Genomic DNA, 20,245 nt, shown 5'->3' with positions numbered 1-20,245 from the left:
TTGCCGCCTGCCAGCCCCGCCAGCGCCGTCCTGGCGCGCAAGAGCGCAACGCCGCCGCCCGCCACGATGCCTTCCTCGACCGCGGCGCGCGTGGCGTTGAGGGCGTCGTCGATGCGGTCCTTCTTTTCCTTGACCTCGGTCTCGGTGGCGCCGCCGACGCGGATCACCGCAACGCCGCCGGCGAGCTTGGCGAGACGCTCCTGCAGCTTCTCCCTGTCATAGTCCGAGGTGGTCTCCTCGATCTGGCCCTTGATCTGGGCGATGCGGCCCTGGATCGCGGCCTTCTCCCCGGATCCGTCGATGATCGTCGTCGTCTCCTTCTCGATGACCGCGCGCTTGGCGCGGCCGAGATCCGTCAACTTGACGTTCTCGAGCTTCAAGCCGAGGTCCTCGGAGATGACCTGGCCGCCGGTGAGGATCGCGATGTCTTCCAACATGGCCTTGCGGCGATCGCCGAAGCCCGGGGCCTTCACCGCCGACACGTTGAGGGTGCCGCGCAGCTTGTTGACCACCAAGGTCGCCAGCGCTTCGCCTTCGACTTCTTCCGCAATGATGATCAGCGGCTTGCCCAGCTTGGCAACCTGCTCGAGGACCGGGAGGAGGTCCTTCATGCTGCTGACTTTCTTTTCATTGATGAGGATGAGCGGCTCGTCCATGACGGCTTCCATCCGCTCGGCGTTGGTCACGAAGTAGGGGGAGATGTAACCGCGATCGAACTGCATGCCCTCGACGACGTCCAGTGAAGTGGTCATCGACTTGGCTTCTTCGACCGTGATCACGCCATCCTTGCCGACCTTCTCCATCGCTTCCGCGATGAGGTCGCCGATGGTCTTGTCGTTGTTGGCGGAGATGGTGCCGACCTGGGAAATCTCGGTCTTGTTCTGGCAGGGCTTGCTGAGCTTCTTGAGCTCGCCGATCACGACTTCCACGGCCTTATTGATGCCGCGCTGGATTTCCATCGGATTGGCACCGGCCGTGATGTTCTTGACGCCTTCCCGGTAGATCGCCTGGGCCAGCACCGTGGCGGTGGTGGTGCCGTCACCGGCCGTGTCGCTCGTCTTGCTCGCGACTTCACGAACCAGCTGGGCGCCCATATTCTCGTACGGGTTCTTCAGTTCGACTTCCTTCGCCACGGTCACGCCGTCCTTGGTGATCGTCGGGGCGCCGAACTTCTTATCCAAAATCGCGTTCCGGCCCTTGGGCCCGAGCGTCGCCTTCACGGCATCGGCGAGCTGGTTCACCCCTCTCAGGATGGCTGCCCGCGCCGCTTCGCTATACAACAATTGCTTTGCCATAAGTCTCCTCCGTTCGTCGTCAGATAATCGTTAGTCGGGTGAGTAGGATTAGTGGGTGAAGATGCCCAGGATATCTTCTTCCTTGAGGATGAGGCACTCTTCGTCTTCGATCCGCAGCTTGCTGCCGGAATACTTGTCGAACAACACCTGATCGCCGACCTTGATGTTCTCGACCTTCTTGCCGATCGCCTGCACGATGCCTCGTTGCGGCTTTTCCTTCGCAGAATCCGGCACATAAATTCCGCCGGCCGTGCGTTCCATTTCCTCGGTATAGGTGACGAACAGACGATCACCCAGGGGCTGGAAATTCTTCGCAGCCGTCGACTTCTTCTCCTTCGATTCCGTAGCCATACCCAATCCTCCTCTTAGATTAGTGAGCGTCTCGGCCCTGATGTACAGTTGTGTGAAAGCTGGAAATTCAGCTCTGACGTGTTACTGCAAGGGCTACCTGCAGAAAACTCGACACATAGATAGCGCCAGGAAGAGGCAAGTCAAGTGATGGACTATAAAATTATTCTTCTCGCAGAAGCAATGGGAAAGTGTAGCGTAAGTCGTTGATTCTTCTAGGTCGGTTGAGGTGTGTGGCGTTGGGGGCGGAAAGTTTCCGGTGCCAGACTCCTGCAGAGGATGGTTTGCGACGGTGCGAGCGCATGGGGGAGGGCCGGTTATGGAAGTGCCGGAACGGCCTTGTGTGTGAGCAGTTTCAACACATTGACGGTCAGTTGCTGTGCTGCGACACTGGATCGGGCGGTTCGTAGGGAGGGGGCATTATAGTCATCGAGCCCCCAACTCCACTGGATCGTCCCCGCAGCAAACACCGGAGCCCCATCGGCAGCCCGATAGAGGGTCATATCGCTATGGACGACGTGGCCATCCCTCTCAAATGGAGAATGCGCCAGGATGGTCAACCCGGCTGGTCCGCCGGGAAACGCTCGATCTATTTCGTACCCCAGGAGGCCGAGAAGGCGATGGTCGGGCGGCAGATCCACACCGTCGAACAGCGGATGCTCGGGATCCGTGATGAGAATGTCTCCATCAATCGGGACGGTTGCAAACATGACGCCCAGCAGATGATGTTCGGGACGATTGACGAGCGGCTCCCGCCACTGCACTGTGATCAGATGGTCGTTCGATGGATCGCCGTCCAGGGCCAGGGGATCTTCCTGCAGGGCCACTTCCTTATAACTGACCATGGTCCGGTTCGGCTCGCCCGTAAGCGGGCTGGGCTCCAGCCTGATCTGCCAATAGCAGGTATTTGCGGAGAAAAATCCAAGGCCGAGCCCCTGGTCGCGCGCTTTCTCCACATGGCGCCGCATGTCCTGTGACCAGTATTCATCGTGGCCGACTGAGAGCCACGCCCGGTGGCCCTTCCAGAAATCCGCCCGGCTGTGTGTGTCGAGATCGGTGCTATAGGTCACATCATATCCCTGGCGTTCTAACCAGCGCACCATGTTGTATTCCCAACCGGCAGTCGAGAGGGCTCGGGTTGGATGGATGGACATGGCGGTGAGGAACTCTCCCGCACCCACGCCACTGCCGCCCTGAGGATGTTGGCTTCGAGCATAGGGACGGTTGAACGAGACTTTCCGCGCCCAGCGCTCTTCGAGACTGTTCGACGGATAGGTCGATTTGCCGCCCCAGCTGTTGTAGGCCTGAAAGGTGGTGACGCTGGATTGAAATAGGATATCGGCAGGCCGGTCGTCTTCCCTGATGACGAAGATGATGTAGCTTTGTTTTCCGCTCGCCGCGCCCGTCAGTTTGGCGAGATAGATTCCGCTGAGCCAGTCCTGTGGCTCGTCTGTGCTCGTGCTGAGTGTATAGGAGACCTGCCAGTCGCACTCGATGAGGCCGGTGACCGGGTCGGCCGTGGGCATGGGTTGCCGGACTCCCGGGATCGTGATGCCGCCGCGCATCAACCTTGCGCCGCTGCCTCCGTACCAGCCCATACGGTAGATCGCGACTCTGACTGTGGGGTCAGTACTATGAATGTAGAAGCGTAGCGGCTCGCCACGATTGATGCTGGTGGCTGAGGCGTAGCCCTCGACTTCATGCTCGGCGGGATCGGTCAGAACCCAGTCGGATTGGCCGGGCCGGTCATTTTCCAGCGTGATCGGGGAGGTGGCATGGGCGGGACGGACGCTGGTGAGGGTGAACAGTGTGGCGAGCAGGAGCCCGGTGAGGGCGAGGCGGCCCTGCCGCTCCGGATTACATCCGCAAACGGTCAAAGTCTTTCACGTCCTTCTTAATGAACTCACGAAGCCGTTTGATGATCCGGGCCTCCAGCTGTCTGGTCCGTTCCTTCGTGATGCCATATTTGGCGCCCATATCCTCCAGCGTGAGCGGAGTTTCGGACAGGATGCGATTGCGAAGGATGTCTTCTTCCCGTTCGTCGAGGGTCTTGGTGAATTCTGCTAGTTTGCGCCGGAAGAGCGCCTTCAGTTGGGTATCGGCCAGGCGTTCGTCCGCCGGTTGCTCGTGCGCGGGCAGGATGTCCATCAGTGTGCCGTCGTGCTCCTGGCCGATGGGTTGGTCGAGGGACAACTCCCAACTGCCGAGGCGCTGATCCATCTCGATGACATCGCGTTCGCGGACGTTGAGGCGATCAGCCAGCAGTTTGCTGTCCGGAACGAATCCTTCCCGTTCGAGTTTCGCCTTCTCCTTTTTCAGGTTGTAAAAGAGTTTGCGTTGGTCCTGCGTCGTGCCGACTTTGATCAGCCGATAGGTATTCAGCAGATAGCGGAGGATGTAGGCCCTCGACCACCAGGCCGCATAGGCGTAAAAGCGCACGTTTTTCGTCGGATCAAATTTCTTAATCGCCTGCAGCAGGCCGACGTTCCCTTCTTGGATCAGGTCCATATGGTCGGCGCCGGTGTGCAGGTATTCGGAGGCGATGGAGACGGACACGCGCAGATTGGCCAGGATGAGCTTCATCGCTGCATCACGGCTTCCATACCGCTGATATTCCTCGAAGAGGCGTAACTCTTCTTCCTTGCTGAGATAGGGGTAGCGGCGAATTTCCGTCAGGTACTGCTGCAGGGTGGTGACGGGGACCAGGGACGTGCTCAATGGCGCGGACGACGTCTCCTTCGACGGGTGCCGGTCGGCCGCGTCATGCTCTTCCGTGACCTCCTCGTCCGTCGGCTCCAGGACTTCGGGTTCGAGCGCGTCGTCGTCCAGTTGTGCCTCGATGTCGGAATCTTTCTTGTGTTTCGGCTGTGCCATAGCGTGTCGATTTGCGCGGTTCAGGGCTGACTATACCAGATGTCGGGTGTCAGGCAACAAGGAGACGTGGCGAGACCCCCTGCGTCCCTTGCGTCTCCGAAAGAACGCCTCGTATAGTGCGTGAACGTTGTGAGTGCGTCGACAGGTTCCGGTTGAGGCCGGCGGTGCCGGAGAATGTGTCGCCATGAGTCTGAATTCCGTCAAGGCAGCCCTTCGTAGCGGGCATTGGCCGACGTTGGTCGGCGCCTGGTTGCATCTGACCGTGAGTTTCATGGTGTGGTTGTTGCTCGGCGCCCTGGCCGTGGCGATTGGGGATGCGTTGCATCTGACCGCGGGGCAGCAGGGCGTGCTCGTCGCATTGCCGCTCCTGAGCGGGGCCATCCTGCGCGTGGTTGCGGGCTGGGCTTGCGATTGGTTTGGCGCCAAGCGAACCGGATTGCTGGTGCTGGGGCTTGAGCTGGTCGCGATACTCTGGGCTGCGCTCGGCGGGACGAGTTTTGTGGAACTGCTCGGCATTGCGCTGCTTTTGGGGGCCGGCGGGGCTAGTTTCGCCGTCGCCATGCCGGTCGCCGGTCGGGCCTATCCGCCGGCCCATCAAGGTCTGGTTCTTGGGTTGGTGGCATCCGGGAATATCGGGACCGTGCTGATCCTGTTGCTGGCTCCGCGGTGGGAGCCAATGTTGGGATGGCACGGGGCCTGCGGAATTCTGGCCTTCCCCGTTGCGATGGTCTTTGGTCTGTTTGCGTTCGTGGTCCAGGAAGTCCCGCGGGAAGGCTCTGCCGCAGGGGGAGGCTGGTGGCACGAGGCCTGGGGGATGATGCATGTGCGATCGGTGGCGTGGTTGTGCCTGGTTTATGCGATTACCTTCGGCGGGTTCGTCGGGCTGACTAGTTTTCTGCCCGTGCTCTTGCATGATCACTATGGCAGTGACCCGATTCTCGCCGGTAGCATGGCCGCGCTCTGTGGATTGGTGGGGAGCCTGATCCGCCCGGTCGGAGGGGCGGTGGCGGATCGATGGGGCGGGGTGCCGGTATTGGCCGGCGTCTTCGTGTTGCTGGCGCTGATCACGGCTCTTGCCGGATCACTGCCCGCGCTGCCCTGGGCGCTGGCGGTCTTGGTGGTGACGATTGCGGTGATGGGGTTCGGGAATGGCGTGATTTTTCAGATCGTGTCGGAGTGGTTTCCACGGGAGATCGGTTTGGCGTCGGGGCTGGTGGGTGCGGCCGGAGGGATTGGCGGGTTTCTGGTGCCGATCGGATTCGGCCTCTTGCGGGAGGGTACGGGGACGTTTGTGTTCGGTTTTGTGTGCCTGGCCGCGGCCAGCGTGATTGCGGCGATGACGGTGAGCCCTGTCCTGAGGTGGGGCCCACCGGGGGGCGCCCCGACACCTACCGTCGGCGGTTTTTCCCGTTGACAGGGGCGGTTTGAAAAGAGTTAGCTGGGCCACCCAATGCAGGCCGGTCCGTAGAGATTCGGGGGAATATGGCGACACCGTTCGATTCGATCGAAGACGCAATCAAGGATATCAAAAAAGGGAAGTTCATCATCCTCGTCGATGATGAGGATCGGGAGAACGAAGGCGATCTCGTGATGGCGGCCGGGAAGGTCACGCCGCAGGCCGTCAACTTCATGGCTAAACATGCCCGCGGCCTGATTTGCCTGGCGCTGACGCCGGAACGGGTGGAAGAGCTGCAGCTGGCCCCACAAGCGGTGGAGAATACGGCCACGTTTGGGACGGCGTTCACGGTCTCCATCGATGCCCGTAAGGGAATTACCACCGGCATTTCAGCGGCTGACCGCGCCACGACGATCCATGTCGCAATCGACCCTCGCTGCACACCGGCGGACTTAGCGCGGCCCGGGCATATCTTCCCCCTCAAGGCGCAAGTGGGTGGGGTGCTCAGGCGGGCGGGGCAGACCGAGGGGTCGGTCGATCTGGCTCGGTTGGCGGGGCTGTATCCCGCGGGCGTCATCTGCGAGATCATGAATGAGGATGGCACGATGGCCCGCGTGCCGGAGTTGGCCAAGTTTGCCAAGTGTCACAAGTTGAAGATGGTCACCATCAAGGCCTTGATCGAGTACCGGATGCATCGCGAGACCTTCGTGCGGCGGGCGGCCAGCGCCTTCCTGCCGACGACGTTCGGCGACTTTGAAGCGATCGCGTTCGAGAATGACATCGACGGCGCGACCCATATCGCCCTGGTGAAGGGCAAGGTGGATCCGGACACCCCCATGCTCGTGCGGGTCCATTCCGGCTGCCTGACTGCGGACGTATTGGGGTCGCTGCGTTGCGATTGCCGCGAGCAGCTCCATCGGGCGATGGAGATCATCGAAAAAGACGGCCGTGGAGTGTTGCTCTATCTCAACCAGGAAGGGCGTGGAATCGGTCTCTTGAACAAAATCCGAGCCTACGGATTGCAGGATTCAGGAAGCGATACGGTGGAGGCGAATCTCCAGCTTGGCTTCAAGGCCGACTTGCGCGACTATGGTGTCGGCGCGCAGATTCTGGTGCAACTCGGGCTGCATCGAATTCGCCTGATTACGAACAATCCACGCAAAATCGTCGGCATTGAAGGCTATGGCCTGAAGGTTGTCGAACGGGTGCCGATCGAGATCCCTCCTCGCGCCGCCAATGAAAAATATCTCCGCACGAAAAAGGCCAAGCTCGGTCATCTGCTGAAAAAGGTCTAGCCTGTCGCTGCGTCTCGTTCCCCGCCGCTCTCTCTAGAAACCGACGACCTGATGCGGCCTGAAACGAGTAGCCATTTGGGGATGATTCCAGGTATGATCCCCCTCTTTCTTCGACACACGCAGAGTCCATGAGACGTCTCACTCGGTGTTGCATTCCATGAAGCTTCGTAAAGGCTCCCAAGACGCGACAGGCCTGGCGGTCGGCCTCGTGGCGAGCAAGTTCAATAAGTTCGTCACCAGCCGGTTGTTGACCGAGTGTGTGAAAGCCTTGAGGAAAGCCGGGGTGGCGGACGACGCTGTGGAGGTTGTCCGGGTACCGGGTGCGTTTGAAATTCCCTTGGTTGCCCGACAGCTGGCTCGGTCTGGTCGGTTCGATGCCGTCATTTGTCTCGGTGCCGTGATTCGCGGCGATACGCCCCATTTCGAATACATCAGTCGTGAGGTCACTCGGGGCATTCTCCAGGCCTCCATGGAATCGAATGTGCCGGTGATTTTTGGCGTGCTGACGACCGACACCGTGGCGCAGGCGCTCGAGCGAGCGGACCCGGAGAAACTGAACCGCGGGGCCGATGCCGCCAAAACGGCGATCGAAATGGTCAACGTGATGCGGTTGCTCAAAAAGGATGTGACCGGGGACGTGCCGCCTGCTGCTGTCTCCGCGCGACGGGTCGGGCGTTCGGCCGTGAGGGCGAAACGCTGACCAGCGTGGCACTATGGCCTCTCGACATCAAGCCCGGGAACGGGCCGTACAAATTCTCTTTCAATACGATATTCATGGCCGGCCAGGTCCATGGCTGGACGACTTTTGGGTCCAGTATCCGCTTACCGAGGAATTGCGGACGTTCGCGGAGCGGCTGGTGGCCGGCGTCCGAACTCATGTGAAGGAGTTGGATGCGCTGATCGGCTCGTATGCGACCAATTGGAAAGTGGACCGCATGCCGATCATCGACCGGAACATTTTGCGCCTGGGCTGTTTTGAGTTGCTGCATGTCCCTGAGGTGCCGGCCAAGGTCACGCTGAATGAAGCGATCGAACTGGCGAAATGTTTCGGTGATGAGGAAGCGTCGAAGTTTGTGAACGGGATTCTCGACAAGGTGTTGGGGAAGGATGCGCGATTGGAACGAAAACGTGCCTTCCCGGAACTGCCGGTGGTGGGTTCCGACAGTGATGTGACGCGTGAAACGTGAAACGTCGTTCGCGGGGATTTCCCCTTTGGACTTCTTGACCGAACGACGCTTCACGAGCGACGAATAACGAGGAAGAGATGATCGATCGATATACTCGCCCCCGGATGAGCGCCATCTGGGATCTGAGGCATAAATATGAGATTTGGTTGGAAGTGGAACTACAGGCCTGTGCCGCATTTGAGTGGGCCGGTCAGATTCCGCGAGGTACCAGCGCCAAGATCCGTAAAAAGGCCAAGATCGACGTGGCGCGCATCGCCGAGATCGAAAAGGTCACGAAGCATGATGTGATTGCTTTTCTCGAATCGCTCATGGATTCCGTCGGGCCCGAGCATCGGTTTCTGCACATGGGGCTGACTTCGTCCGATATCGTGGACACGTCCCTTGCGGTGCAAATGACCGAAGCGCTGGACCTGATTCTCGAAGATCTCGACGAGTTGATTGCGGTTTTGAAGAAGCGCGCGCTGGAGCACCGCCATACGGTCATGGTGGGCCGGTCACATGGCATCCATGGCGAGCCCGTCTCGTTCGGCTTCAAGTTGGCGATTTGGTACGAAGAGGCCTGCCGGCACCGGACGCGGCTGCAAGCGGCGAGAAAAGACATTGCCGTCGGTAAACTGTCCGGTGCGATGGGAACGTTTGCGCATCAAGGCCCTGAAATCGAAGAGTATGTCTGCGCCAAGATGGGGCTGGCCTCAGATCCTGTTTCGAACCAGATCGTGCAACGCGACCGGCATGCGGCCTATGCCTCCGCACTGGCGTTGCTGGCCGCCACCATTGAGAAGATCGCAACCGAAATCCGCCACTTGCAGCGGACGGAGGTGCTGGAGGCGGAGGAGTACTTTTCAGAAGGGCAGAAGGGGTCCTCGGCGATGCCGCACAAGCGCAATCCGATTGCGTCGGAGAATCTGTGCGGTCTGGCACGTCTCGTACGCGGCAATAGTCTGGCGGCGCTCGAAAATGTGGCGCTGTGGCATGAACGGGATATCAGCCACTCTTCAGTGGAGCGGGTGATCATGCCTGATAGCACTATTCTGGTCGATTACATGTTGGCTCGCGTCACGGACCTGGTGAAGAACCTGGTGGTGTACCCTGAGCGCATGCAGCGGAACCTCGACTTGACCGGGGGACTGGTGTATTCGCAACGACTCTTGCTGGCCTTGATCGACAAGGGGGCGCAGCGCAAAGAATCGTACGAGGCGGTGCAACGCAATGCCATGACCGCCTGGAAAGGCGGGGTTGGATTTCAAGAATTGGTTCGGCGTGATCCGTTCATCACGACTCATTTGAAGCCGACCGAGATCACCGCCTGTTTCGATCCCATGTATTATCTGCGGCATCTCGATCAGGTATTCCGCCGGGTCTTCGGCGCCCGTGCGATTCCGGCGAGGCGACGCCGAAGGAGGCGCTCATGATGCCCAGGCCCATGATGAGAATAGTATTAATGGTGGCGCTGATGTTCGGGGCGACCGCCTTGCCGGTTCAGGCGACCGATCGGGATGCTTTGTTGACCCAGCCTGGTATCTACGGCACCTTCGCCGCGTTCCAGATGGATCACGACTGGTGGGATCTCACTGGCGAAGCGCGTGTCATCGCCGTGTCTGAGGTCAAGGGATTGATCGAGCAATTCTCGCATAAGATCGTGATCGAATCGTATCTGCTCCGCGGCCTCTCTGACCATGCCGACTTGATGTTCCGCGTCCATGCGCATGCCTTGTCGGATACGCAGCAATTTCTCGCCTCTCTGCTGGGTACCCGCTTCGGGCGACATCTGGTTGCCACGAGCTATTTGCACGGTTTGACCAGGAAGGCGACCTACGTGCCCGGGTTTCCTGAGGACATGAAACAGGAATTGCTGGCGCCAGGCGAGGGCGGCACCAAATCCTATGCGATCGTCATCCCGATCAGAAAAGATGCTGATTGGTGGGCCCTCGATCAGGTGAGCCGTGGAGCGCTCATGCAGGAGCACACGCAGGCAGCGCTGCCGTATCGCGCGACGGTGAAACGAAAGCTGTATCACTCGAGTGGTCTCGACGATTTCGACTTCATCACCTACTTTGAGACAGACAAGCTCGAAGACTTTCAGTCTCTGATCCGTTCGCTGGAGCAGGTGAAAGAGTATCGGCATGACCGGCGATTCGGTCATCCGACGTTGTTGGGCACGATCAGGCCGCTGGATGACATCTTGGAGTTGTTCGCGCGGTAGTAGGTGGAGGAGCGGAGATGGCTGGCGAACCAACGGGGACCATGATTTACGAAGGCAAGGCTAAGAAGATTTTCGCGACCGAGCGGCCGGATCAGGTGTTGCAATATTTTAAGGATGACGCGACGGCCTTTAATGCGCAGAAACGCGGGACCATCGTCGAGAAGGGCGTGGTCAACAACAAGGTGTCGGAGCGCGTGTTCCGACTCCTCGAACAGCATGGCATCGCGACCCATTTCATCGAACGTGTCAGCGATCGCGAGATGCTCACCAAGAAAGTCACGATCGTACCCGTTGAGGTCGTGGTTCGGAATGTGGTCGCGGGCAGTTTGGCCAAGCGGCTGGGGCTGAAGGACGGCGCGGCGATCGAGCCGGCCATCATCGAATTTTATTACAAGGATGATGCGTTGGGAGATCCGTTGGTGAACGACGATCATCTGCGCCTGCTGAATGTGGCCACTCCGGCGGTGCTGCGGGAGATGCGGGAGTTGGGCCACAAGATCAACGCGGTGTTGCTGCCGTTTTTCAAAGAACGGCGAATGCTCTTGGTTGATTTTAAGCTGGAGTTCGGCGTGTTTCACAATCGCCTGATTCTGGCCGACGAAGTGTCTCCCGACACCTGCCGGTTCTGGGATCAGACTACGAAGGAATCGATGGATAAGGACCGGTTCCGCAAGGACTTGGGAAAGATCGAAGAGGCCTATCAGGAGGTGTTGAAGCGGGTGTGTGGATGAGCCGGTTCCTGCAGCTCTTCCTGAATTACGGCTTAGTGCTGGCGATTTTGGTTTGGGCCGCCACGGTTGCGATGATGGCCTACCATCTCGAGGAGTCGCCCTGGCGTTGGGCGTTCATTCTGCTGTCGCTGGCGGGGCTCGGGACAGTGGGCGTCATTTTCTGGATACGCAGATACGTGAAGAGCAGTATGAAGGCACTGCAGCAGGCGGGAAAGATACAATGAAAGCCAAAATTCATGTGACGTTGAAGCAGGGAATCTTGGATCCGCAGGGGAAGGCCATTGAACACGCGTTGGACTCGCTCGGATTCACGCATGCCGCAAATGTGCGGGTAGGCAAGTACATGGAAGTGGACCTGAATGAGCCGGACCGCGCCAAGGCCGACGCGCAAGTGAAGCAGATGTGCGAGCAGTTGCTTGCGAATACGGTCATCGAGGACTATCGATACGAGCTCCAGTGACATTTCCGGATGGAAAGCGTGGGCTGCCGCTCGCGCGGCGGATGGCTACGGAGGCTATGCGTGCGAGAGGCGCGGTGCGAACGCGGTTCGTGGCCTCGGTGCAAGAATTGGTGAGGTAGGTGGGATGAACATCGGCGTCGTGGTATTTCCCGGCAGCAATTGTGATCACGATTGCGCGTACATCTTTAAAGATGTTTTGGGCCAGTCTGTGGAGATGGTCTGGCACAAGGAAACGCTGTTGTCAGGGCTTGATGCGATCGTGTTGCCGGGCGGGTTTTCGTACGGAGACTATCTGCGAACAGGTGCGATTGCGCGATTTTCTCCGGTGATGGGAGCCGTCAAGGCATTTGCCAACAAGGGCGGCCTGGTGATCGGCATCTGCAACGGTTTTCAAATTCTCCTCGAGGCCGGTTTGTTACCCGGTGTGATGCTGCGCAACACGTCCCTGAATTTCATCTGCAAGGATGTATATGTGAAAGTGGAAAATGCCGCGACCCGGTTCACTCACCGGTGTGAATCCGGTCAGGTGTTGAAGCTCCCAATCGCTCATGCCGACGGCAACTACTATACCGATCCGGTTTCGCTCGGGGGCCTCAAAGCCAATGCGCAGGTGCTGTTCCATTATTGTACTGAAGACGGGAAGGTGACGTCCGCGGCAAATCCGAACGGCTCGTTGGATAACATTGCCGGTATCATGAATGCCGATGGAAATGTGCTGGGAATGATGCCTCATCCGGAGCGAAACGCAGAAACGATCCTGGGCAACGAAGACGGACGGTTGATTTTCCTGTCCATGTTGAGTGCGTTCGGCAAGTCCGAGTTACAGAGCAGGCTGGTTCGGGCCTGATAGGCCTGCGGATGTGCCGTGACCCCGGACTCGCCGTAACCCTCTATCCTTGAGCATGTGTAACGTATGAAAGCCTTTGTTGTGACGCCGGCCATCCTCGAGCAGCATAAGCTGAGCGAGGAGGAATACAAAAAAATTCTCAGCATTCTCGGACGTGAACCCAACTGGACCGAGCTGGGTATGTTCTCCGCAATGTGGAGCGAGCACTGTTCCTACAAGAGCTCGCGCATCCATCTGAAGAAACTCCCGACGACCGGGCCGCGAGTTGTGCAGGGACCGGGGGAAAATGCTGGCGCGGTCGATATTGGTGACGGCCTCTGTGCGGTGTTCAAGATGGAGTCGCACAACCATCCGTCCTTCATCGAGCCCTATCAGGGAGCGGCGACCGGGGTCGGAGGGATTCTGCGCGACATCTTTACGATGGGGGCCCGGCCCATCGCGCTGTTAAATTCTCTGAGATTTGGGGCGTTGGATACTCCAAACACGCGCCATCTCCTGAAGGGGGTCGTGGCGGGCATTGCGGGCTACGGGAATTGCATGGGAGTGCCAACGGTGGGAGGCGAGATCGTCTTCAACGACATTTATGCACTGAATCCGTTGGTGAACGTGTTTTGCCTGGGCATCGCGAAGAAGGACAAGATTTTTCTCGGAAAGGCGGCCGGCGTGGGCAATCCGGTGATCTACTTCGGATCGAAGACCGGACGGGATGGGATTCACGGCGCGACCATGGCCTCGGACTCGTTCGATGATGCGGCTGCACAGAAGCGACCGACCGTGCAAGTCGGCGATCCCTTCACGGAGAAGCTGTTGTTGGAGGCGTGCCTGGAACTCATGGCCGGTGATTGTCTGGTCGGGATTCAGGACATGGGCGCTGCGGGTTTGACGAGTTCCGCTTGTGAAATGGCTTCCCGAGAGGGGACCGGCGTTGAATTGGAGTTGGCGCACGTGCCGCGCCGTGAGCCGGGCATGACTCCATACGAGATCATGCTGTCGGAATCGCAAGAGCGCATGCTGATGGTGGCCAAGGCTGGTCGTGAGGAGGAGGTCATCACGGTTTGTCGTAAGTGGGACTTGGACGTCGCCGTGATCGGCCGTGTGACCGATACGGGCAAGGTTGTGCTGAAAGAGAATGGGCAAGTGGTGGCGGAGATTCCAGCTAAGGCTCTGGCCGATGACGCTCCACGATACGACCGGCCCAGCGCGCCACCAGCGTATCAGGATATGTTGCAGGCGCTGAATTATGACGCACTACCTGACGTGAAGGATGCCAACGCAGCATTGCTCGCCCTCTTGGCCTCGCCCAGCATTGCCAGCAAGCGCTGGGTGTACGAGCAATACGATCACATGGTGCGTACCAACACCATGGTGCGTCCAGGATCGGATGCAGCGGTCTTACGAGTGAAGGGCACGAACAAAGCGTTGGCGCTATCGGTCGACTGCAACGGTCGATACTGCCTGCTGAATCCGTATGAAGGCGCCAAGATCGCCATCGCAGAGTGTGCGCGCAATCTGGCCTGTTCGGGAGCGGAACCGATCGGTGTCACGGATTGCCTGAATTTTGGTAATCCTCAGCGGCCGGAAGTCATGTGGCAGTTGGTGCTGGCCATTGAAGGTCTTAAGGATGCCTGCGAGGCGTTTGGTGTGCCCATCGTCAGTGGAAACGTGAGCCTGTACAATGAGACCAACGAGCTGTCGATTTATCCCACCCCGATGATCGGCATGGTGGGTTTGATCGAAGAGGCTGAACGCACGGTGACGCAGTGGTTCAAAACTTCCGATGACGTGATCCTTTTGCTGGGACGGACGCGTGAAGATTTGGGTGGGACGGAATATCTCAAAGTAATGCACCATCGCGAACAGGGATCGCCGCCCCTGCTCAATCTTCAGGAGGAGCAGGCGGTGCAGGCTTGTACGATTCGCCTGATCCGCGCAGGGTTGCTGCAGTCAGCTCACGATTGCTCTGATGGAGGACTCGCCGTCGCCCTGGCCGAATGTTGTATGTCAGGTCCGAATGGGAATTTGGGGGCTATGGTACAATTGTCAGTTGATGGTTTGCGCCGCGATGCCGTGCTCTTTGGAGAAAGTCAGTCTCGCATAGTGCTGTCGGTCAAACCGGAACAGGCTGAAACGGTCTTGAATCAGATCTGGGATGCCGGTGTGCCTGCCGCCAGAATCGGCACCGTGGGCGGCAGTCGATTTGTGCTCCGTGTGGAGGGTGATCAACGCACAGAGGGCTGCACCATCGACCTTTCTCTGAACGACCTGCATGATCGTTGGGCGTCAGCTATCCCTCGCGCGTTAGGTCAGGACTAGGATACCGCGTCATGGCCAAAGAGTTACCGATGTTTGCTTCAGACAAGCTTCACGAGGAATGCGCCGTCTTCGGCATCTACGGTCATAAGGAAGCCGCGAACCTCGCCTATCTTGGCCTCTATGCGCTTCAGCATCGGGGGCAGGAAGCGTCCGGCATCGTGTCGAACGATGGCGAACAGTTTCACATTGAAAAAGGCCAAGGGCTTGTCGCCGATATCTTTTCGCAACAGGCGTTGTCACGGTTGCCCGGCACGATGGCCATTGGGCACAACCGCTATTCGACGGCGGGTGGCGCAGGGTTGAAAAATGTCCAGCCCCTGAGCGTCAACTTCGCCTTCGGGAATCTTGCGGTGGCACACAACGGCAATCTCATCAATGCCACCATGCTCCGCAGTGAGCTGGAAGCCTATGGTGCAATCTTCCAATCGACATCAGACACCGAGGTCATCATTCATCTGATTGCTCATTCGCGGGCGGACACGCTTCTTGACCGGGTGATCGATTCGCTCACGCAAGTCCGCGGCGCATTCTCCGTGGTCATCATGACGGATCAGGGAATTGTCGCAGCCCGGGATCCCCATGGGTTTCGGCCGCTCTGCTTGGGACGTTTTCGCGATTCCTGGATCGTGGCCTCCGAGAGTTGTGCATTTGATTTGCTTGATGCCGAATACGTGCGAGAGATAGAGCCTGGCGAGTTGGTCGTGCTGGATCATCGGGGCGTGACGAGTTATAAGCCTTTTGCTCCGACCAAGCCGGCCATGTGCGTATTCGAGTTTGTGTATTTTTCCCGTCCTGATAGTCGCATTTTTGGTGGGGGGGCCGTGTACTCGATTCGTAAGGCTTTTGGGCGGCAGCTCGCACAGGAGTCTGGGGTATCGGCAGACATCGTGATTCCGGTTCCGGATTCGGGAGTGCCTGCCGCGCTGGGGTATTCCGAAGGGTCAGGTCTTCCCTTCGAAACCGGACTCATTCGAAATCATTATGTCGGGCGTACGTTTATCGAGCCGGAGCAGTCGATCCGTCACTTCGGGGTCAAGGTCAAGCTGAACGCGGTTCCCGAGGTGCTCCGAGGCAAGCGAGTCGTCGTGGTCGATGACTCATTAGTTCGTGGGACGACGAGTCGAAAAATCGTCAAAATGCTGCGCCATGCCGGTGCCAAAGAAGTGCATATGCGTATCAGCTCACCGCCGATCGTGTCTCCCTGCTTCTATGGCATTGACACCCCGACCAAGAAAGAACTGATCGCCTCCAGTCATACGAGGGAAGAGATCCGCAAGTACATCACTGCTGACAGTCTCGCCTATCTGAGCCTCGACGGCATGGTGAGCGCTGCCCCAGGTATCCCCGGGCAGTATTGCGATGCCTGTTTTACTGAGCGCTATCCCATTTCTTTTACCAGGGCCGAGGAACTTCAACTCGGGCTGTTTGAAACGTCGCGCTGACCGCATTCCTGGGTGTTTCAGAAGATCGTCTGGACTTCCTTCTATGCCTTGTTAGACTGAGGCATGCTGTTGTTCAGAAAATATCGACTGATCTTCGGCATCGGATTGGTCATGTGTGGAGTTCGACTAGCCTTGCGCTTGGTTAGTCTGAAACGGTTGCTCCATTGGCTGGCCTGCAAACCAGTGCCGGTATGCGGTAGCGAGACATCCATCGAGGATGTGGCCTACTACCTTGATCGGTGGCTTGGGATGTTTCCTTATCATCCCAAAGGGAACTGTTTCCCGCGTGCTCTTACCCTCTTCTTCTACGCTTGTCGCGCAGGAATTCCCGTTCAATTTCATTGTGGCGTGATGAAGCTTGATCACCACCTCGAAGGACATGCGTGGCTGACACTCAATAATCGTGATTTTCTCGAACCATCCCCTTACTGGAAAGCCTTCACGGTAACTCTCACGTTTCCCCGCTCGGTTTCCCCGGAGATCGACCAGGACTTATAGTCTGGTTGGTTTCAGTCCTCTCTCCGACAGCATCTGGTTGTCATCCGTTGCGTTGTGTGTTGCGAGGCTCGCGCTGCCAGCCAAGGTGAGCCTGGTGCCTTCTGGACTCACGCTACTCGCGGTGCAGGATGTGTCCCCCTCTAAAGTGCCAGCCAGCCATCCTCACTGGTAATAGAGAAGTCGTGAATGGCCAGATATCTTTGCAGTCGTGAAGAGGCATTTAGCGAGCCCTTTCTTGAGAATCAACATCTCGCTCGAACCGGTTCGGAAGAGAACCACCTGCATTGTCACGACGTGCGTTCTGCCGAACCCGCAGATACTGGAGGTGCACTATGTCTGTTGAGGTACCTATCTGTGTTGAGGATCAAGCCGATCTATCCCGCTTGTTTCCTGTGCATCACGAAGATGTGCACGGGGCGGTTCTTGATGGGGAGTGTGTGTTGCTCAATCTGAGCACAGGCCGCTACTACACGTTGAATGCTGTCGGTTCGTATGTGTGGGAACAATGTACTGGCAGTCATTCGTTAGCGCAGGTACTTTCTTCCATTTCTCAACATTTTGATGTGATGCCTGATCGGGCTCAGTCGGACGGCCTGGATCTGATTAACCAGCTTTGCCAAGAGGGATTACTTCATACTGAAAGGAGGTGAGTCGGATGGAGCAACAGAAGAAAGTGACGTACGTGCAGCCGCAACTTGTGAAACACGAGTTGTTGCGCGACGTAACGGCGATTCAATTATCGCGCGTAGTCGGACAACAGCCTGCGTAATAAGTCAGGCGTTTTGTGCGTGGCGGGGACTGGCCTGCAATTGCAGACAGTTCCCGCTACGACTGAAGGAGCACTGGGCGAGATGAACGTTTGATAAGGAGCGAGATCAATGTGTGCGATGTCGACAATGAATGAGATTCCGCTGTCTATTCATGACACGAAGATGACATTCACGACGAACTCACCTGAGTTGGCGCATTCAGTGGAGTCGTTCCTCCGGTATTTCAAATGCGAGACGCTCACGACTCAGCGCATGCTGATGCAGTTCGATGCAGTTCATCGACGAAGCGACATTCCTGTACGGATCTCCCCGGAAGCACAGTTGCTGCACAGCGGGTCCGGCCTCGTTATCGGTACAGGGAGTCAAACCACCTGGTTATGCGATGTCTATTCAGATCGCGGTGCGTTGATTGCTGACTTTCATGACGAGGGTCTCGTGGTGATCGATGGCCGCGCTCTCTCTGTGCAGGGGTATCTCGTGCGTCCTGAGATTATGGCGCCGGATATCCGGAATAGTTTCGTGCATTTCGCCATGACTGAACTATTGAAACGAAGGGGGGTCTTTACCTTCCATGCGACGGCTCTCGAATACAATGGGAACGGAGTGCTGATTCCCGGATTTAGTGGGCGGGGGAAAACGACTTCCTTCCTCTCGTTGCTGCGATCTGGATATCGCTACCTCTCCGATGATCATCCCTTCTTTCGGGTAACCGACACCGGCGTGGAACTACTTCCCTATCCGCTAAAAATTAACGTAACCAATCAAACCATCTCGTTTTTCCCTGAATTGCGTGATGCACCCTCTGCGGTGATCCATCCAGGAATTCCCAAAAGTTACTTCTACGCGGAGGATCTGTATCCCGGTCCGCTCGGGCAGCCCTGTCCTCCCAGAATTATTCTGTTTCCTTCCGTTATAGATGCTCCCCACAGCTGCCTTGAACCCCTACCGAAACCATTAGCTTTGGAGATGATTCTTCCGCATTCACTCCTTGTCTATGAGCCAGAGATCGCGCGGCAGGAATTCAAAGCATTGGCACGGCTTGTACAGCAAACTGACTGCTACCGGCTTCACTTCGGTCGTGACGTCATGGACTTGCCCTGGCTGGTGACGCCCCTCCTAGACAAACATTCAACGAAGAGGCCAAGCTGAAATGGGACAGCAGTCGGGGTCTGCATCCGTCAGTCGGAGATCGCTACGGATGGGGGTTGGTGGCCGTAAGGGAGGCGAGTCGTCGACAGCCTTATCTCGGATGCATGCGGAGGGGCGTTTGCTCGTCCTCTGTGCACGAACGACGATGAGTGAGTTCGCCCGCGTTGAAGTGGGGGACCTGGTTTCTGATGGCATCAATTGGGACATCATTTGGCAGCTTTCACGGGTGCATGGGGTAGCCTCGCTGGTGTATCGCAATTTGGTCACGATCTGTCCTAAGGCGGTACCCTCAACAATTCATGAGGCCTTTCGTCGGCGCAATCAGGCGAACGTGCTTCTGAACACGCTCCTAGCAAGAGAACTCGTGTCACTCGTCGATGCGTTAGCTGCCAAAGGCATACGAGCGATTCCCTTCAAGGGGGTGACACTTGCGCAGATAGCCTATGGCGATATCAGCCTGCGTGAGTGTGCAGACATTGATTTGATCGTGGAGCAGGAGGCGATTCCTCAGGCGAGAAAAGTTCTGTGGTCTCAAGGCTACCAGCTGACCAGCCGCGATACCGGGAAGGGAGAGGAGTCTGAAGAGCCCTATCATTTTTTTCAGAAGAGAAACGGTATTGTCGCCGTCGATCTGCAGTGGGTGATGGCTCGTCAACACTTTGGGTTCCGGCTTGACCGAGGAGAGTTCCGGGGAAGACTGAAGCCGGTACATTTGCCAACAAAATCGGTGATGGGACTGGCTCCTGAAGACTTGTTGATCCTGCTGTGCGTGCATGGGACCAAACATGCTTGGGAGCAGTTGAAGTGGATTTGCGACGTCGCCGAACTTGTGAGGCGCCGGCCGGCATTGGACTGGAGCCGGGTATTGTTTCAGGCAAGGGAGTGGAGGTGTCGACGGGCAGTATTACTCGGTTTAAGTTTGGCGCAGACCTTATTCGATACCGCGTTGCCACGTCTGGTGGCTCAAGAGATCGAGGCAGACAGGGATATACCCGCCTTGATGCAGACCATGCCCAAGCAGTTGCTGAAGAGTCCAGAGCAGGGCATTGATGAGAGCTGCGCAGAAGCTCTGTATATGATGGTCAAAGATTCTCGGTGGGAGCGCTGGAAGCTTGGTGTAGAGTTGTGTCGGGCCGAGACCGACGTGGTAAATCGCTCTTTGCCCTGGTTTCGCTACCAACATCAATTGAGTATCCTCTCCCACTGTCTCAAGCCAATTCAGCGACTCGTCGCCAAGTGGGTCCTTTTCGTTCGCATGCGAGAAGTGATTGTACGGTGGCTTCAGAGCTCCGGTTGATGGCACGGCGCCGATAACCCTCTTCCTATTCTGTGTCAACAGGTCTTCGGTTCTTCCTTCCGTAATGGTTGCTCCAGAAAAAAATCGCATGCTAGGATGCCTAGCATGCTGGGTAGTGCCTAGTGCCGCTTGGAATTGGG

The 20,245-nt window shown here is 57.7% G+C and carries 20 protein-coding genes; 16 read left to right on the top strand and 4 right to left on the bottom strand.

Annotated features, from left to right (window positions below):
* The 4 genes from groL to JNL86_01440 all read right to left on the bottom strand — a co-directional run.
* On the bottom strand, positions 1–1,295 hold a 1,295-nt coding region (gene groL / locus JNL86_01455; GenBank protein MBL8041569.1), incomplete at its 3' end, for a chaperonin GroEL.
* 48 nt (positions 1,296–1,343) lie between these two features.
* A complete protein-coding gene (locus tag JNL86_01450; GenBank protein MBL8041568.1) occupies positions 1,344–1,646 on the bottom strand; it encodes a co-chaperone GroES in 303 nt (100 codons plus the stop codon).
* A 314-nt stretch (positions 1,647–1,960) separates the two neighbouring features.
* Positions 1,961–3,520: a hypothetical protein gene (locus JNL86_01445; protein ID MBL8041567.1), complete on the bottom strand. Its 1,560-nt coding sequence runs from the start codon at positions 3,518–3,520 to the stop codon at positions 1,961–1,963.
* Positions 3,501–4,517, bottom strand: a complete 1,017-nt coding sequence (locus JNL86_01440; protein ID MBL8041566.1) for an RNA polymerase factor sigma-32 — start codon at positions 4,515–4,517, stop codon at positions 3,501–3,503. The genes JNL86_01445 and JNL86_01440 overlap by 20 nt, the downstream gene beginning before the upstream one ends.
* 184 nt (positions 4,518–4,701) lie before the next feature.
* Here JNL86_01440 and JNL86_01435 point away from each other — a divergent pair, with 184 nt between their 5' ends.
* From JNL86_01435 to JNL86_01360, 16 genes are all read left to right on the top strand, one after another.
* The gene (locus tag JNL86_01435; GenBank protein ID MBL8041565.1) at positions 4,702–5,931 is read left to right on the top strand and encodes a NarK/NasA family nitrate transporter; all 1,230 of its coding nucleotides are present in this window, start codon (positions 4,702–4,704) and stop codon (positions 5,929–5,931) included.
* A 68-nt stretch (positions 5,932–5,999) separates the two neighbouring features.
* Positions 6,000–7,208, top strand: coding sequence for a bifunctional 3,4-dihydroxy-2-butanone-4-phosphate synthase/GTP cyclohydrolase II (locus tag JNL86_01430; protein ID MBL8041564.1), 1,209 nt, complete (start codon positions 6,000–6,002; stop codon positions 7,206–7,208).
* Positions 7,209–7,365: 157 nt separating this feature from the next.
* Positions 7,366–7,908 (top strand): 6,7-dimethyl-8-ribityllumazine synthase, encoded by a 543-nt coding sequence (locus tag JNL86_01425; protein MBL8041563.1) that lies wholly within the window; start codon positions 7,366–7,368, stop codon positions 7,906–7,908.
* A gap of 13 nt (positions 7,909–7,921) precedes the next feature.
* Entirely contained in the window at positions 7,922–8,395 is a 474-nt protein-coding gene (nusB, locus tag JNL86_01420; GenBank protein MBL8041562.1) for a transcription antitermination factor NusB, read from the top strand.
* Positions 8,396–8,472: 77 nt separating this feature from the next.
* Positions 8,473–9,807, top strand: a complete 1,335-nt coding sequence (locus tag JNL86_01415; protein ID MBL8041561.1) for an adenylosuccinate lyase — start codon at positions 8,473–8,475, stop codon at positions 9,805–9,807.
* A complete protein-coding gene (locus JNL86_01410; protein ID MBL8041560.1) occupies positions 9,804–10,598 on the top strand; it encodes a chlorite dismutase family protein in 795 nt (264 codons plus the stop codon). Before JNL86_01415 ends, JNL86_01410 begins: the two co-directional genes overlap by 4 nt.
* Before the next feature lie 17 nt (positions 10,599–10,615).
* Positions 10,616–11,329: a phosphoribosylaminoimidazolesuccinocarboxamide synthase gene (locus tag JNL86_01405; GenBank protein ID MBL8041559.1), complete on the top strand. Its 714-nt coding sequence runs from the start codon at positions 10,616–10,618 to the stop codon at positions 11,327–11,329.
* The gene (locus JNL86_01400) at positions 11,326–11,553 is read left to right on the top strand and encodes a hypothetical protein (GenBank protein MBL8041558.1); all 228 of its coding nucleotides are present in this window, start codon (positions 11,326–11,328) and stop codon (positions 11,551–11,553) included. The genes JNL86_01405 and JNL86_01400 overlap by 4 nt, the downstream gene beginning before the upstream one ends.
* Positions 11,550–11,789 (top strand): phosphoribosylformylglycinamidine synthase subunit PurS, encoded by a 240-nt coding sequence (purS, locus tag JNL86_01395; GenBank protein MBL8041557.1) that lies wholly within the window; start codon positions 11,550–11,552, stop codon positions 11,787–11,789. The genes JNL86_01400 and purS overlap by 4 nt, the downstream gene beginning before the upstream one ends.
* Positions 11,790–11,913: 124 nt before the next feature.
* Complete coding sequence (gene purQ, locus JNL86_01390; protein MBL8041556.1) at positions 11,914–12,636, top strand: phosphoribosylformylglycinamidine synthase subunit PurQ; 723 nt, start codon at positions 11,914–11,916, stop codon at positions 12,634–12,636.
* A 66-nt stretch (positions 12,637–12,702) separates the two neighbouring features.
* Positions 12,703–14,949 carry a phosphoribosylformylglycinamidine synthase subunit PurL gene (gene purL, locus JNL86_01385; protein ID MBL8041555.1) on the top strand — a complete coding sequence of 749 codons (2,247 nt, stop codon included), beginning with the start codon at positions 12,703–12,705 and terminating at the stop codon, positions 14,947–14,949.
* A gap of 11 nt (positions 14,950–14,960) precedes the next feature.
* On the top strand, positions 14,961–16,391 hold the full coding sequence (locus tag JNL86_01380; protein MBL8041554.1) for an amidophosphoribosyltransferase: 1,431 nt from the start codon (positions 14,961–14,963) through the stop codon (positions 16,389–16,391).
* 63 nt (positions 16,392–16,454) lie between these two features.
* Positions 16,455–16,889: a lasso peptide biosynthesis B2 protein gene (locus tag JNL86_01375; GenBank protein MBL8041553.1), complete on the top strand. Its 435-nt coding sequence runs from the start codon at positions 16,455–16,457 to the stop codon at positions 16,887–16,889.
* Positions 16,890–17,221: 332 nt separating this feature from the next.
* Positions 17,222–17,539 (top strand): PqqD family protein, encoded by a 318-nt coding sequence (locus tag JNL86_01370; GenBank protein ID MBL8041552.1) that lies wholly within the window; start codon positions 17,222–17,224, stop codon positions 17,537–17,539.
* 372 nt (positions 17,540–17,911) lie between these two features.
* Entirely contained in the window at positions 17,912–18,808 is an 897-nt protein-coding gene (locus JNL86_01365) for a hypothetical protein (GenBank protein ID MBL8041551.1), read from the top strand.
* Positions 18,809–18,953: 145 nt separating this feature from the next.
* Complete coding sequence (locus JNL86_01360) at positions 18,954–20,105, top strand: nucleotidyltransferase family protein (protein MBL8041550.1); 1,152 nt, start codon at positions 18,954–18,956, stop codon at positions 20,103–20,105.
* Positions 20,106–20,245 lie beyond the last annotated feature (140 nt).

Origin of the sequence: Nitrospira sp. (genome assembly GCA_016788885.1) — a bacterium.
Classification (GTDB): domain Bacteria; phylum Nitrospirota; class Nitrospiria; order Nitrospirales; family Nitrospiraceae; genus Nitrospira_A.
This window is presented reverse-complemented; position numbering and strand designations above follow the sequence as displayed.